A 13,694-nucleotide genomic window follows, 5' to 3' on the forward strand; every position below is an offset into this window, starting at 1 on the left:
CGGACGCCGCCTTTTTGTTTTGCGCGAGAGGGTCTGTCGCCACGCCTACCGTCTATGCGTCGCCCTATCCGCTCGTCGTCCTCCGGCTGGACCGGAGGACCCATCGCGGGCGCCGAACTCCGCGCCGGACATGGATGGTCCGGTCAAGCCGGACCATGACGGCGAAACCGTCGTCGCGACGCCGCCACGACGTTCGCTCGCTTACCGCCCCTCGCGACGCATCATGAAGGCGAGACGTTCGAAAAGCTGCACGTCCTGCTCGTTCTTCAGCAGCGCGCCGTGCAGCGGCGGCACGAGCTTGCGCGGGTTCTTCTCCCGCAGCGTCTCGGGCGCGATGTCCTCGACCAGCAGCAGCTTCAGCCAGTCCAGCAGCTCGCTGGTGGACGGCTTCTTGCGAAGGCCCGGCGCCTCGCGCACCTCGTAGAACAGCGTCAGCGCCTCGCTCAGCAGCCGCTTCTTGAGGCCCGGGAAATGGCTCTCGACGATCGCCGCCATGGTCTCGGGATCGGGGAAGCGGATGTAGTGGAAGAAGCAGCGCCGCAGGAAGGCGTCCGGCAGCTCCTTCTCGTTGTTCGAGGTGATGATCACCACCGGCCGCTCGCGCGCCTTCACGGTCTCGCCGGTCTCGTGGACGTGGAACTCCATCCGGTCGAGCTCCTGCAGCAGGTCGTTCGGGAACTCGATGTCGGCCTTGTCGATCTCGTCGATCAGCAGGACCGGCCGGACGTCGGCGGTGAACGCCCGCCACAGCGGCCCCTTGCGGATGTAGTTCGCGATGTCGGAGACGCGCGGGTCGCCGAGCTGGCCGTCGCGCAGCCGCGCCACTGCGTCGTATTCGTAGAGGCCCTGCACCGCCTTGGTGGTCGACTTCACGTGCCATTCGAGCAGGGGAGCGCCGAGCGCGCGGGCGACTTCCTGCGCCAGCACCGTCTTGCCGGTGCCGGGCTCGCCCTTCACCAGCAGCGGGCGTTCGAGCGTCACCGCGGCGTTGACCGCGATCTTCAGGTCGTCGGTCGCGACATATCCGCTGGTGCCTTCGAAGGTCATCGCCTGACGGATCTCCTCAAGGGGGGCGCTGACGCGCCGGAGCGATCAGCCATAAGGCGTCCGGCGCGCCGACAGAAGGCCGCCGATCGCCGCGCAGGCTTGCGGGCGCGCAGGACAGCGCGATCAGATTAGACGAATTCTATATTTCGCGACGTCGCGCCAAATCTGCGCAGGCGGGCGCAAAGGACTTACCAACCATGGCGCGATTGGTGTAGAGCGGCGCTCACGCGCCCAGCCTCATCTCACGAAGAGCGTTCAGTCATGGTTCCGTTCCGCGCCGCCGTCCTTCTCGCCGCCGCCGTGGCCTTCGCCGGGGGCGCGCTCGCCCAGCAGCCGACGGCCGAGGAGATGAAGGCCGCGACCGATCGGCTGCGCCAGAACGACAAGCCGCGCCCGTCCGCCCCCGCGGCGAACGGTCCGAAGGCCGAGACCCCGGCGCCCGCCGGCGCCGCCGCGACCCTGCCGAACGGCGCCGCCTCGATCAACGAGGTCTATGGCGACTGGACCGTGGACTGCCGGGTCGCGGAGAATCGCAAGACCTGCCTGCTGTCGCAGGCCCAGGGCGACAACCAGACCGGCCGGCGGACCTTCGCGATCGAGCTGCGCGCGCCCGCGAACGGCGCGTCCGAGGGCGCCGTGCTGATGCCGTTCGGCCTCCGGCTCGACAACGGCGCGGTGCTCACCCTCGACGACAAGGATTTCGGCGCCGGGCTGCGCTTCTCCACCTGCGTGCCGCAGGGCTGCATCCTGCCGGTGTCGTTCCCGACCGCCGCGACCGACGCTCTCAAGAAGGGCACGCGGCTCGTGGTCGCCTCGCTGAACCAGTCGGACGGTCGGGTGACGAGCTTCAACGTGTCGCTGAACGGCTTCGCCGCGGCGCTCGACCGCATGTCGCAGCTCGCGAACTGAACGCCTGACGCTCCGCTTCAGTCGCGAATCGGGATCTCGCGGTCGAGCGTGACGCCTTCCATGGTGACGACGCTCGTCCAGCAATGCGCCTCGACGCCGGCCGCGCGGGCGAGGTCGAAGGCCGCGCCGTAGGCCGGGTCGATGTCGCGCGCGATCGAGAAGGCCGCTCCCGGCCCCTGCACGATGAACAGCATCGCCGCACGGTCGCCGGCGCGGACCTGATCTGCGAGCTCCACGAGGTGTTTCGCGCCGCGGGCGGTCACCGCGTCCGGAAACTCGGCGCGGTCGCCGTCGCGCCAGAGATGGACGTTCTTGATCTCCACGAAGGCGCGCGGCCGGGACGCTGATTCCAGCAGCAGGTCGATGCGGCTGTTGCGGCCGTACTTCACCTCGCGCCGCACGCTGTCGTAGCCCGCGAAGGCCGGAAGCAGGCCGGCCGCGACCGCTTCGAGCCCGAGCACGTTCGGCACGCCGGTGTCGACGCCGACGAGCCGGGGTGCGCCCGCGATCTCGACCTCGACGACCGCCCAGGACCAGGCGAGCAGTCCGCTGGTCTTCGGCCGCAACCAGACCCGCGCGCCGGGCGTGGACAAGCCCAGCATGGAGCCGGAGTTCGCCACATGGGCGACCACCTCGCGGCCGTCGTCCAGCACGACGTCGGCGAGGAAGCGCTTGTAGCGGCGCACGAGGCGGCCGGGCGTGAGCGGCGCGGAAAACCGCATGGGTCGAGCTTCTCCGGGATGAGGCCGCCGGGCCGGCTTGCCCAGGCGCAGCGGCTCTTCTAAATCGGGCGGAGCCTTCATGTCCCCATCCCCTATGTTGTCCTTGGAGTTTCCGCCGTGCCGGAGTCCACGCCCCCGTCCACCGCCGCCGTGCTCGTGATCGGCGACGAGGTGCTGTCGGGGCGCACCAAGGACACCAACAGCGGCTACATCGCCGACTACCTGACCGAGATCGGGATCGACCTGAAGGAGATCCGCGTCGTCGCCGACGACGAGGACGCGATCGTGAGCGCGGTCAACGCGCTGCGCGCGTCCTGGACCTATGTCTTCACCACCGGGGGCATCGGCCCGACCCATGACGACATCACCGCCGATTCGATCGCGAAGGCGTTCGGCGTCGGGATCGATGTCGATCCGCGCGCGGTCGCCATGCTGCGCGAGCGGTTTCCGAACCCCGCCGATCTCAACGAGGGCCGGATGCGGATGACGCGCATCCCGTTCGGCGCCGACCTGATCGCGAACGTGGTCTCCAAAGCGCCCGGCTTCCGGCTCGGCAACGTGTTCGTCATGGCGGGCGTGCCCTCGATCATGCGCGCCATGATGGACGTGGTGGGGCCGCAGCTCGCGCCGGGCGTCCGCATGCTGAGCGAGAGCGTGCGCGCCGACGCCAAGGAAGGCGACATCGCGACCCCGCTCGCCGCCGTCCAGAAGGCGCATCCGGGCGTCGCGATCGGCAGCTACCCGTTCATGGACGACCAGGGCTTCAACACCAATGTGGTGCTGCGCTCGCGCGACTCGGAGGCGCTCGCCGCCGCGAAAGCCGCGGTCGAAGAGATGCTCGCGGGCCTGCGCTGATCGCGGCCCGACCGTTTTTTCCCCGGAGGTTCGAATGATGGCCGACGCCCGCGCCGACAAGGCGTTTCCCGTGTCGTGGGACCAGTTTCACCGCGACGCGCGGGCGCTCGCCTGGCGGCTCGCCGGCGAGGCGCGCGCGACCGGCGGCTTCGACGCCATCGTCGCCATCACCCGCGGCGGGCTGGTGCCGGCCGCGATCGTCGCCCGCGAGCTCGACATCCGCCTGATCGAGACGGTCTGCGTCGCGAGCTACCACGACTACAAGACGCAGGGCGGGCTGCAGGTGCTGAAGGGCGTCGAGGAGCGCGTCGCGAACATCCGCGGCGGAGAGGGCGCCGGCGTGCTGATCGTCGACGACCTCGTCGACACCGGCGGCACCGCCAAGGTGGTGCGCGCCATGCTGCCCAAGGCGCATTTCGCCACCGTCTACGCCAAGCCGATGGGGCGGCCGCTGGTCGACACCTTCGTCACCGAGGTGAGCCAGGACACCTGGATCTACTTCCCCTGGGACATGGGCCTGAGCTTCCAGCCGCCGATCCGCGACGGCGCGCCGGGCTGAGATCGCGACCGACGAGGATATCCGTCAATTGTGAAGGACTGGTTTCGGAGTTATGCGAAAGTCGCATGCCTCCGGCGACCAGATCGCGCATTGTGCAGCGCGGCATCGGGACTACATTCATCTCGTGAACCCAAGGGGTTCCAAACGAACTGGAGATGAACGTGGCTCGCAATCTGTCCGTCGCGATGGGCCGTCCCCTGCCGGCTTTTCGCATCCGCAACATCGTTCGCGACGTGGTCGAGACCATTGGTCTCGTGGTCGCCGCCGGACGCGTCGCCTCCGCCATGGAGTCGCGCCGCACCCCGGAGCAGAACGATCTCGAGCGGCTCGGCCTTGGCGACGTCGCCGAAATGAAGTCGCCCTACCGGGCCTGACGAAGCCACGAGGCTTCGCCGACCTGAACGAGACGAGCGCGTCGCTTGTGCGGCGCGCTTTTTTCGTGCCATGCCTCCGGCGCCGCGTGCGGACGTGGCGAAACCGGTAGACGCACGAGACTTAAAATCTTGCGCCGCAAGGCATGCGGGTTCGAGTCCCGCCGTCCGCACCAGCTGTTTTCCGATCGTCCCCGTCAGCGCGCTCCGGCGGCCGGATCGACCACGTCGCCGTCTTCCTTGACGAAGGCGCCGGGCAGGGGCGCCGGCAGGATCTCCAGCACGCGCTCCGACGGCCGGCACAGCCGCGCGCCCCGCGCGGTGAAGACGAAGGGGCGGTTGATCAGGATTGGGTGCGCCAGCATCGCGTCCAGCAACTCGGCGTCGGAGCGGTCGGGTGCGCCGAGGCCGAGCTCGTCGAAGATCCCCTGTTTCGAGCGGATCGCCTCGCGGACCGTCAGGCCGGCGTCGGCGATCGCGCGTTCGAGTTCGGACCGCGTCGGCGGCGTCCGAAGGTATTCCACGACGACCGGCTCGACGCCCGACGCCCGGATCATCGCGAGCGTGTTGCGCGAGGTCCCGCAGGCGGGATTATGCCAGATCGTGACGGTTTCGTTCATGGGCGCGTTCCCTTGGATGGGGCGCGACCTTACGCGGCCTGTCTCTGCGCGACGAGAGGAGTTGCGCCTGAGGTGACGCGGGCGCTTGTCATGGGTCGCGGGCGGGCCCAGCCTTTTCCGGCGCCGGGGAGGGCGGACGAATGAGCAAGGATGTGGGGGCCGTCTATGCCCTCGTCGTCGTCATGGCGTTGGCGATCGGTTTCATCGGCTTCATGGCGGTCTCGATGATCCGGCAGTTTCTGGGCACGGGGTCGATGATGCGGGGGCCGATCACGGAGCGGGGCGCCGGCGAGTCCGAGGATCCGATCGGCATGCGCGGCTATGACGCCGACGGCGAGGCAGGGCGCCACGACTGAACGGCGTGCACGAAGTTCTGTGCGGAAAATCGTCAGCGCCTCCCTATGTTGCCGTCGAGACCGTCGCTCACGCTGTCCCGGGCCCGTATGCCGAAATCTCTCCTCGCCCTCTTTCTTGGCCTTCTCGTCGCGTTGTCCGGCGTCGCCTCGGCACAGGAGCTGCCGGGCGGCGTGGTGGAGCGCAACCAGACCGCGCCGAGCCCCGCGCTCGGGCGCGACCTCGTCTACAATCTCTATCGCCCGGCGTTTCCGCCCCAGCACGGCGAGGCGTGGCCGACGCTCTACCTGCTCGAAGGGCGTCCGAGCGAGTCGGACTGGCTCGACATGGGCGGCATCGCGAGCCTGCTCGACCGCGCCATCGCCGAGGGGCGGATTCCCCCGATGCTCGTGGTGATGCCGGTCGCTCCCTACAGCTGGTATGTCGACAATCCCGACGCCGGCGGGCGCGGCCTGATGAAGACCGCGATCACGCGCGACCTGCGCGCGGCGCTGGAGGCGCGCTTCCCCGTGGCGGCCTGCCGCGAGGCGAGGGCGGTGGCGGGGCTCTCCATGGGCGGCTACGGCGCGCTGCTGTTCGGGCTCGACGAGCCGGACCTGTTCGCCTCCGCCATCAGCCTGTCCGGCGCCATAGCGCCGCCGATCGCGGAGAAGGACCGGGCGCGCGTGGTCCGCGCCGACCAGTTCTACGACGGCGCCTTCGGCGCGCCGCTCGAGCGCGAGCGCTTCAACGCGCTCACCGCGTTCGGCCGGCTCGACGCGCTGAAGGACCGGCTCGGGCCGAAGCCCGCGATCTATCTCGCCATCGGCGACCGCGACCGCGGCGGCCTGCTGCAGAGCACGACGCTGCTGCACAGCCGGCTGCTGCGCGCGGGCGTGGAGAGCACGCTCCGGATCGGCGCCGGCGCGCATGACTGGGAGACCTGGTCGCGCGACATGGACCAGGCGTTCGGGTGGCTCGGGCCCCGGCTCGACGCGAGCTGCGGCGCGGCCGTCGCAGCCCGCGAGGGCGTCTCGACGCGCTGACCCGCGGCGGTGCGCGCCGGCGCGGGGCATGCCGGAGCTGCGCGTCCGGGGCGCACCCCGCGCACAGGTTTTGGGCGTGACGCGCGAGGGGGCGCGGGCCTAATCTCCAGGCGAAAACGAAGGACGCCGCGCGCGGCGGCGTCGTCCCGGAGCGTCGCCATGGCGTCTTGGCGTGTCCTCTGCCTGATTGCGGCCGCGGCGTTCGCCGCCCCCGCCGCCGCCTCTCCCGCCGTCGGCGTCGTCGAACGCGACCTGACGGCGCCGAGTCCCGCGCTCGGCAAGCCGATCCGCTACAGCCTCTACCGCCCCGCGGCGCCGCCTGCGCGCGGCGAGCGCTGGCCGGTGCTCTATCTGCTCCATGGCGGCGGACCGGGCGAGGCGGACTGGCTCGACGCCGGCGGCCTCGCGGCGACCATGGACCGCGCCATCGCCGAGGGGCGGATGCCGCCGACCGTGGTGGTGATGCCCTACGCCGGCAACAGCTGGTACGTCGACAATCCCGACGCGCAGGGCGAAGGGACGATGGAGACCGCGCTGACGCGCGACCTCGTCGCCGCGGTCGACGCGCGGCTGCCCACCGCGAACTGCCGTCAGGCGCGGGCGGTGGCGGGGCTCTCCATGGGCGGCTACGGCGCGCTGCTGTTCGCCTTCGACAAGCCGACCCGCTACGGCTTCGCCATCAGCCTGTCCGGCTCGATCGCGCAGCCGCTCGGGCCGCAGATGACGACGCGGCTGAAGCGGGCCAGGACCTTCTACGACGGCGCCTTCGGAACGCCGTTCAAGCGCGCGCGGTTCAACGCCTGGAACCTGTTCCCGAAGGCGCAGAAGCTGGCGCTGAGGCGCTACAAGCCGGCGGTCTATCTCAACGCCGGCGACAAGGACCCCGGCGGGATCGTGCAGGGGACGACCGAGATGCATCTCGCGCTGCTGCGCTCGCAGGTGCCGAGCAAGCTGACGATCGTGTCGGGGGAGCACGACTGGGCGCTGTGGCGCCGGGAGCTCGGGCCGGCGCTCGACTGGCTCGGACCGCAGCTCGATCCGACCTGCGGCGCGGCGGTGGCCGGCGCGCCCTCCGCGCCCGCCCGTCACGCGGCCGTCGACGGGACGACGGACGGCGAGGCGGACGCGGCGTCGCGCTGAGCGCGCACCCACGAAAACGCCGGTGAAGCGGGGGCTTCACCGGCGGCGTTCACGCGGAACATGAGCTTCGGTCCCGCCGCGCGGCCTCAAGGGCCGTGAGCGGGACCGAAGGAGGCTTGGCTGTCGGATCAGCCCTGGCGGCGTTCGCCGCTGGGGGCTCCCCCGCCGCCGCGACGGCGGCGGTTGGGACGGCCGCCGGACGGCTTCATGAAGCCGACCGAGGCCATGTCGCCGCTGGGGCCGCCGCCCGAGCCCTGACGGGCGGAGTCCGCGCGGGCGCCGTGATGGCCCTGACCGTGGCCATGGCTGCGGCGGCCCTGCTCGGAGCGGCCGGCGTCGCCATGACCGCGGCCCGGCTGCTGGCGCTGGCCGGCGCCCTGCGCGGGACGCTGGCTCTGCGGACGGCCCTGGCGCGGCGGCCGCGCCTTCTGCGACGCGGCGCCGTCGCCCTCGGGCTCGGCCTTGCCGGCCTCGGAGCGGCGGTCGGTCGCCGGGATCGATTGCTTGATGAGACGCTCGATGTCGCGCAGGTACATGCGCTCGTCATTGGCGACGAGCGAGACCGCGAGCCCGGCGGCCCCGGCGCGCGCTGTGCGGCCGATGCGGTGGACGTAGGATTCCGGCACGTTCGGGATGTCGTGGTTCACCACATGCGTGACGCCGTCGACGTCGATGCCGCGTGCGGCGATGTCGGTCGCGATCAGCGTCTTGATGTGGCCGGTCTTGAACGAGCCGAGCGCCCGCTCGCGCTGGGCCTGGCTCTTGTTGCCGTGAATCGCCGCGGACGCGATGCCGGCTTCCTCGAGCTGGCGCACGACCTTGTCGGCGCCGTGCTTGGTGCGGGTGAACACCAGGGCGCGGCCGACGTCGGGGCTGCGCAGAACCTCGGCGAGGATAGCCTTCTTGCCGCTCTGCTCGACGAAGATGACCTTCTGCTCCACCCGGTCGGCGGTCTTGGCGACAGGCGTCACCTGAACCATGGCCGGATCGGTCAGCATGGCGTCGGCCAGATCCTTGATCGTCTTCGGCATGGTGGCCGAGAAGAACATCGTCTGCCGGCGATGCGGCAGCATCGGCAGGATGCGGCGGATCGAGTGGATGAAGCCGAGGTCCAGCATCTGGTCGGCCTCGTCGAGCACGAAGAACTCGACCTGGTCGAGCCGCAGCATCTTGCCGTCGATGTGGTCGAGCAGGCGGCCGGGGGTCGCGACCAGGATGTCGACGCCGTTTGAGAGCTTGCGCACCTGCGGGCCGGCGGCGACGCCGCCGAAGACGACGGCGATCGAGAGCTTCAGGTTCTTGGCGTAGGAGCGGAACGAATCCGCGATCTGGCTGGCGAGCTCGCGGGTCGGCGACAGCACCAGCACGCGGCAGCCGCGGCGCGGCGCCATGCGCGGGTTGGCGATCAGCTTCTCGATGATCGGCAGCGCGAAGGCCGCGGTCTTGCCGGTGCCGGTCTGGGCGATGCCCATGAGGTCGCGGCCGGCGAGCAGCGACGGGATCGCCTGCGCCTGGATGGGGGTGGGGGTTTCGTAGCCGTCGGCCGCGAGCGCCTTGAGGATGGGCTCCGAGAGGCCGAGGTCGGTGAATTTGGTCAAGTCTTGGATCTTCCGTGCAGCCGTGCGACCGCGCAGAGCCTGACGGCGCGCGGCGACGGCGGGTGCGTTGAGACGCGCCCCGCGTGATCTGGGCTGTCGATGGTGTTCGTGGGCGTCCGGCAGGTTCGGGCGAGGGGCCCGACTCACGCGGCCTGGACGCGAGGGATCGCATCGTGTGCGATGCGCCTTATGTGCATGTGCGAAGAGCGGAAGTCAAGTTTCGAACGAAAGCGCGGGCGAAAGCCGCGCGGGGCTGCTTCAGTCATCGCTTTCGAAATAGGAGAGCACATCGCGCTGCCCCTGCAGCACAGTGATCACACGTAATATGTCGCCCTCGTAACAAAAAAAGATGACGTAGCCTTTGAAGGCGTAGCTTCGTAAGTCGTCGGCCAGCTCCGGACGCGATGCGCCGATCGTGCCCGGCAACGCAGCGAGATCATCGCATTTCTCCTGCAGCCGGCGGACGAAACTACGCGCGGTGGTGGCGCTTCCGCTTTCGTTGGCGATGTATCCAAGGATGTTGCTTAAGTCCCGCCGAGCCGCAGCGCTAAAGCGGGCGCGCGCCACCCTAGAAGCCGGCTTTCGCCAGTTCCGCCGCTTTAGCGTCAAGCGCCGCCGCCACCTCGTTCGAGGAGAAGTCGCCGCCCTCGGCGATCGAGTCCTCGATCGTGGCTTTCAGCTTGGCGAGCTTCGCCTCCCGCTCCTCGACCAGCCGCAGACCCTCGCGCACCACCTCGCTCGCGGAGCCATAGCGGCCCTGCGCCACGACCGAGGCGACGAACTCTTCCCACCGGGCGCCTACAGAGACGTTCAAGGGCGATCTCCCGCTTTTGATCAACGGGCAGAATAACATGAATTGCGCCATTCATGTTATCGGCCGTCGTCCTCAGCCTCGCAGCTTCTGCAGATGGGCCACCAGCCCGCGGGTCGATGCGTCGAGGTTTTCGGCGCCGGCCTCGCCCTTGACGATCGGGATCAGCCGGTTCGCGAGCTCCTTGCCGAGCTCCACGCCCCACTGGTCGAACGAGTTGATCCCCCAGATCGCGCCTTGCGTGAACACCTTGTGCTCGTAGAGCGCGATCAGGCGGCCGAGCGTGCGCGGGTCGAGGGTGCGGTAGGCGAGCGTGCATGTGGGCCGCCCGCCGGGAAAGGTCTTGTGCGGGCTAAGCGCGGCGATCTCATCCTCGTTCCTGCCGGCTGTCCGGAGGATGGCGGCGGCCTCCTCGGTGGTGCGGCCGGTCATGAAGGCTTCGCCCTGGGCGAGCCCGTTCGCGATCAGCATGGCGTGCTGGTCGCCCACATGCTCGTGGGGAACGGCGCCGAGCAGGATGTCGGTCGGAACCACGTTCGTCCCCTGATGCAGGAGCTGGTAGAAGGCGTGCTGGCCGTTGGTGCCGGGTTCGCCCCACACGATCGGTCCGGTCTTGCGCTTAACCGGCGCTCCGTCGAGCGTCACCGACTTGCCGTTCGACTCCATGTCGAGCTGCTGGAGATAGGCCGGGAAGCGGGCGAGCCGCTGGTCGTAGGGCAGCACGGCGTGGGTGTCGTAGCCGCAGACGTTGCGGTGCCAGATCCCGATCAGGCCCATCAGCGCGGGGATGTTCTCCTCGAGCGGGGCGGTCCGGAAATGCTCGTCGATCTCGCGGGCGCCGCCGAGGAAGGCCTCGTAGTTCTTCGGGCCGATCAGGATCATCAGCGACAGGCCGATCGCGGACCAGATCGAGTACCGGCCGCCGACCCAGTCCCAGAAGCGGAACATGCGCTCCGCGCTCACGCCGAAGGCCTCGACCGCCTCCACATTGGTGGAGATGGCGGCGAAATGGGCTCCGACGGCGGCCTCGCCCAGCCCGCCGACCAGCCAGCGCCGGGCCGCGCCGGCGTTCGCCATGGTCTCTTGGGTGGTGAAGGTCTTGGAGGCGACGAGGAACAGCGTGCGGGTGGGGTCGAGCCCGCGCAGCGTATCGTTGATGTGCGCGCCGTCGACATTCGAGACGAAGTGGCCGCGCAGGCCCTTCTGGACGTAGGGCGCGAGCGCGAGCGCCGCCATCGCCGGGCCGAGGTCGGAGCCGCCGATGCCGATGTTCACGACGTCGGTGAAGCGTTCGCCGGTCGCCCCCAGCAGCGCGCCGGAGCGGACGCCGTCGGCGAAGCGGGCGGCCCTGGCGCGCTCGGCGCGCACCTCCGGCATAACGTCCTCACCGTCGACGCGGATGACGGCGTCGGCGTCCGCCCGGAGCGCCGTGTGCAGCACGGCGCGATCCTCGGTGACGTTGATCTTCTCGCCCGCGAACATGGCGTCGCGCCGGCCCTCGACGTCGGCCGCGCGCGCGAGCGCCGCCAGCAGCTCGATCGTCTCCGGCGTCACATGGGTCTTGGAGTAGTCGAACAGCAGGTCGTCGAGCGTGACGGAGAAGCGCGCGAACCGCTGGGGATCGTTCTCGAACAGCGTCCTCAGGGACATGGCCTCGGTCTCGCGCCGGTGCTCGGCGAGGCGTTCGAACAGGACGTCGGTCGAGGTCATGGCGACAAAATCTCCGGACGCTGCGCTCTGCGCGCAGGAACGCGGGCGGAAGATACCGTTCCGCGGCGGCTTGGCCATCGCGGAAACGCTCACGCTGCGGATCAGATCGCGCTGGCGCCCTGCTCGGCGGGGCCGACCGCGGCGCGGAAGGCGGCGAACAGGTTGCGGCCCATGCCGAACTGGGGCTCGGTCTCCTCGAAGGCGGGCTCGCGGCCCTCGAACTCGGCGGCGTCGACGAGCACCTCCAGCCGGCCGCTCTCGGCGTCGAGGCGCATCAGGTCGCCGTCGCGAATCTTGCCGATCGCCCCGCCATGGGCGGCCTCCGGCGTGACGTGGATCGCCGCCGGGACCTTGCCGGAGGCGCCCGACATCCGCCCGTCGGTCACGAGCGCGACCTTGTGGCCGCGTTTCTGCAGCACGCCGAGCGCGGGGGTGAGCCGGTGCAGCTCCGGCATGCCGTTAGCCTTCGGACCCTGGAAGCGGACGACCGCGATCACGTCGCGGTCGAGCTCGCCGGCGCGGAAGGCGGCTTCGAGGCCGTCCTGGGTCGAGAACACACGCGCCGGCGCCTCGATGACCCAGCGATCGCGGTCGACCGCGGAGACCTTGATCACCGCGCGCCCGATGTTGCCGTCGAGCACCCGGAGCCCGCCGTCCGACTGGAACGGGGCGGCGACCGGGCGCAGCACCGAGGCGTCGCCGCTCTCGGCCTCGCCGTCCCGCCACACGATCTCGTCGCCGACGAGCGCCGGCTCCTTTTCATATTCGGAGAGGCCCGGGCCCATCACGGTCAGCACGTCGTCGTGCAGCAGGCCGGCGCGACGGAGCTCGCGGATCAGGAAGCCCATGCCGCCGGCCGCGTGGAAGTGGTTCACGTCGGCGGAGCCGTTCGGGTAGATGCGGCAGAGCAGGGGCGTCGCGGCCGAGAGCCGGTCGAAATCGTCCCAGGTCAGCGTGATGCCCGCGGCCTTCGCCATCGCGACGAGGTGGATCGCGTGGTTGGTGGAGCCGCCGGTGGCGTTGAGGCCGACGATGCCGTTCACGAAGGCCTTCTCGTCGAGGATCTGGCCGATCGGCGCGTAGCCGTTGCCCGAGCGCGTGATCGCGAGCGCCTGGGAGACCGCGGCGCGGGTGAGGGCGTCGCGCAGGGGCGTGTTCGGCTGCACGAAGCTCGCGCCCGGCAGGTGCAGGCCCATGATCTCCATGAGCATCTGGTTCGAGTTCGCGGTGCCGTAGAAGGTGCAGGTGCCGGGCGAGTGGTAGCTCGCGCTCTCCGCCTCCAGCAGCTCGGCGCGGCCGATCTTGCCTTCGGCGTAGAGCCCGCGGATGCGGCCCTTCTCGTCGTTGGTCATGCCGGAGGGCATTGGCCCGGAGGGCACGAACACCGCCGGCAGATGCCCGAACGACAGCGCGCCGATGACGAGCCCCGGCACGATCTTGTCGCAGATGCCGAGATAGAGCGCGGCGTCGAACATGTCGTGGCTGAGCGCGACCGCGGTCGAGAGCGCGATGACGTCGCGCGAGAACAGCGACAGCTCCATGCCGAGCCGCCCTTGCGTGACGCCGTCGCACATGGCGGGCACGCCGCCGGCCACCTGCGCCACCGCGCCGGCGTCCCGGGCCGCGGCGCGGAGAATGTCGGGGAAACGCTCGTAGGGCTGATGCGCCGAAAGCATGTCGTTGTAGGCGGTGACGATGCCGATGTTCGGGACCGTCTGGCCCTTGAGCGCGGCCTTGTCGTTGCCGCCGCAGCCGGCGAAGCCGTGGGCGAGGTTGCCGCAGGACAGCGCCGCCCGGTGAGGGCCGTCCGCGGCCGCCTTCGCGATGCCGTCGAGGTAGCGCGCGCGGGTGTCGCGCGACCGCTTGACGATCGCTTCCGTGACGTCTGCGATGCGGGCGTCGAGGGTCATGAGGACCTCCTGAATTGAGCGCCGCCGGTTTATCGAGCGCCGGGATTCTGTCCAGGCCTTGAG

At 70.2% G+C, this 13,694-nt stretch carries 15 protein-coding genes and 1 tRNA gene; 8 read left to right on the forward strand and 8 right to left on the reverse strand.

All coding sequences use genetic code 11. From position 1 onward, the window contains the following. Positions 1-201: 201 nt before the first annotated feature. Positions 202-1,047 (reverse strand): AAA family ATPase, encoded by an 846-nt coding sequence (locus ACFSCV_RS18225; protein ID WP_378800998.1) that lies wholly within the window; start codon positions 1,045-1,047, stop codon positions 202-204. A gap of 261 nt (positions 1,048-1,308) precedes the next feature. On the opposite strand from ACFSCV_RS18225, the gene ACFSCV_RS18230 reads away from it, so the two are divergent. Beyond that, positions 1,309-1,956, forward strand: a complete 648-nt coding sequence (locus tag ACFSCV_RS18230) for an invasion associated locus B family protein (protein WP_378800999.1) — start codon at positions 1,309-1,311, stop codon at positions 1,954-1,956. Between the two features lie 17 nt (positions 1,957-1,973). On the opposite strand, the gene sfsA is transcribed toward ACFSCV_RS18230, so the two are convergent. Continuing rightward, complete coding sequence (gene sfsA / locus ACFSCV_RS18235) at positions 1,974-2,678, reverse strand: DNA/RNA nuclease SfsA (RefSeq protein ID WP_378801000.1); 705 nt, start codon at positions 2,676-2,678, stop codon at positions 1,974-1,976. Positions 2,679-2,795: 117 nt separating this feature from the next. Between sfsA and ACFSCV_RS18240 the strand changes: the two genes are divergently transcribed. The 4 genes from ACFSCV_RS18240 (at position 2,796) to ACFSCV_RS18255 (ending at position 4,639) form a co-directional block, all read left to right on the forward strand. Continuing rightward, positions 2,796-3,533, forward strand: coding sequence for a competence/damage-inducible protein A (locus tag ACFSCV_RS18240; protein ID WP_378801001.1), 738 nt, complete (start codon positions 2,796-2,798; stop codon positions 3,531-3,533). A 37-nt stretch (positions 3,534-3,570) separates the two neighbouring features. Continuing rightward, on the forward strand, positions 3,571-4,092 hold the full coding sequence (gene gpt, locus ACFSCV_RS18245) for a xanthine phosphoribosyltransferase (protein WP_378801002.1): 522 nt from the start codon (positions 3,571-3,573) through the stop codon (positions 4,090-4,092). A gap of 161 nt (positions 4,093-4,253) precedes the next feature. After that, complete coding sequence (locus ACFSCV_RS18250; protein WP_378801003.1) at positions 4,254-4,466, forward strand: hypothetical protein; 213 nt, start codon at positions 4,254-4,256, stop codon at positions 4,464-4,466. A gap of 88 nt (positions 4,467-4,554) precedes the next feature. Next, positions 4,555-4,639, forward strand: a tRNA-Leu gene (locus ACFSCV_RS18255). 21 nt (positions 4,640-4,660) lie between these two features. Here the strand turns inward: ACFSCV_RS18255 and arsC are convergent. Next, complete coding sequence (arsC, locus tag ACFSCV_RS18260; protein WP_378801004.1) at positions 4,661-5,083, reverse strand: arsenate reductase (glutaredoxin); 423 nt, start codon at positions 5,081-5,083, stop codon at positions 4,661-4,663. Between the two features lie 140 nt (positions 5,084-5,223). Here arsC and ACFSCV_RS18265 point away from each other — a divergent pair, with 140 nt between their 5' ends. From ACFSCV_RS18265 to ACFSCV_RS18275, 3 genes are all read left to right on the forward strand, one after another. Continuing rightward, positions 5,224-5,439, forward strand: a complete 216-nt coding sequence (locus ACFSCV_RS18265) for a hypothetical protein (protein WP_378801005.1) — start codon at positions 5,224-5,226, stop codon at positions 5,437-5,439. Between the two features lie 87 nt (positions 5,440-5,526). Beyond that, positions 5,527-6,462: an alpha/beta hydrolase gene (locus ACFSCV_RS18270; protein ID WP_378801006.1), complete on the forward strand. Its 936-nt coding sequence runs from the start codon at positions 5,527-5,529 to the stop codon at positions 6,460-6,462. A 159-nt stretch (positions 6,463-6,621) separates the two neighbouring features. Beyond that, positions 6,622-7,602 (forward strand): alpha/beta hydrolase, encoded by a 981-nt coding sequence (locus ACFSCV_RS18275; RefSeq protein WP_378801007.1) that lies wholly within the window; start codon positions 6,622-6,624, stop codon positions 7,600-7,602. A gap of 128 nt (positions 7,603-7,730) precedes the next feature. Here ACFSCV_RS18275 and ACFSCV_RS18280 read toward each other — a convergent pair whose 3' ends face one another. The 5 genes from ACFSCV_RS18280 to edd form a co-directional block, all read right to left on the reverse strand. Continuing rightward, positions 7,731-9,200, reverse strand: coding sequence for a DEAD/DEAH box helicase (locus ACFSCV_RS18280; protein WP_378801008.1), 1,470 nt, complete (start codon positions 9,198-9,200; stop codon positions 7,731-7,733). Positions 9,201-9,458: 258 nt separating this feature from the next. Beyond that, positions 9,459-9,767 (reverse strand): type II toxin-antitoxin system RelE/ParE family toxin, encoded by a 309-nt coding sequence (locus tag ACFSCV_RS18285; protein ID WP_378801009.1) that lies wholly within the window; start codon positions 9,765-9,767, stop codon positions 9,459-9,461. 1 nt (position 9,768) lies between these two features. Next, the gene (locus ACFSCV_RS18290) at positions 9,769-10,014 is read right to left on the reverse strand and encodes a type II toxin-antitoxin system ParD family antitoxin (protein WP_378801010.1); all 246 of its coding nucleotides are present in this window, start codon (positions 10,012-10,014) and stop codon (positions 9,769-9,771) included. A 72-nt stretch (positions 10,015-10,086) separates the two neighbouring features. Further along, complete coding sequence (pgi, locus tag ACFSCV_RS18295) at positions 10,087-11,721, reverse strand: glucose-6-phosphate isomerase (protein ID WP_378801011.1); 1,635 nt, start codon at positions 11,719-11,721, stop codon at positions 10,087-10,089. Positions 11,722-11,822: 101 nt separating this feature from the next. Further along, positions 11,823-13,631: a phosphogluconate dehydratase gene (gene edd / locus ACFSCV_RS18300; RefSeq protein ID WP_378801012.1), complete on the reverse strand. Its 1,809-nt coding sequence runs from the start codon at positions 13,629-13,631 to the stop codon at positions 11,823-11,825. Positions 13,632-13,694: the final 63 nt, after the last annotated feature.

Origin of the sequence: Methylopila henanensis, from assembly GCF_042681025.1 — a bacterium.
GTDB lineage: Bacteria > Pseudomonadota > Alphaproteobacteria > Rhizobiales > Methylopilaceae > Methylopila > Methylopila henanensis.

Coding starts and splice junctions, on each gene's coding strand:
- gpt (WP_378801002.1), top strand. CDS start 3,571: ATGGCCGACGCCCGCGCCGACAAGGCGTTTCCCGTGTCGTGGGACCAG.
- ACFSCV_RS18270 (WP_378801006.1), top strand. CDS start 5,527: ATGCCGAAATCTCTCCTCGCCCTCTTTCTTGGCCTTCTCGTCGCGTTG.
- arsC (WP_378801004.1), bottom strand. CDS start 5,083: ATGAACGAAACCGTCACGATCTGGCATAATCCCGCCTGCGGGACCTCG.
- ACFSCV_RS18230 (WP_378800999.1), top strand. CDS start 1,309: ATGGTTCCGTTCCGCGCCGCCGTCCTTCTCGCCGCCGCCGTGGCCTTC.
- ACFSCV_RS18275 (WP_378801007.1), top strand. CDS start 6,622: ATGGCGTCTTGGCGTGTCCTCTGCCTGATTGCGGCCGCGGCGTTCGCC.
- sfsA (WP_378801000.1), bottom strand. CDS start 2,678: ATGCGGTTTTCCGCGCCGCTCACGCCCGGCCGCCTCGTGCGCCGCTAC.
- ACFSCV_RS18265 (WP_378801005.1), top strand. CDS start 5,224: ATGAGCAAGGATGTGGGGGCCGTCTATGCCCTCGTCGTCGTCATGGCG.
- pgi (WP_378801011.1), bottom strand. CDS start 11,721: ATGACCTCGACCGACGTCCTGTTCGAACGCCTCGCCGAGCACCGGCGC.
- edd (WP_378801012.1), bottom strand. CDS start 13,631: ATGACCCTCGACGCCCGCATCGCAGACGTCACGGAAGCGATCGTCAAG.
- ACFSCV_RS18225 (WP_378800998.1), bottom strand. CDS start 1,047: ATGACCTTCGAAGGCACCAGCGGATATGTCGCGACCGACGACCTGAAG.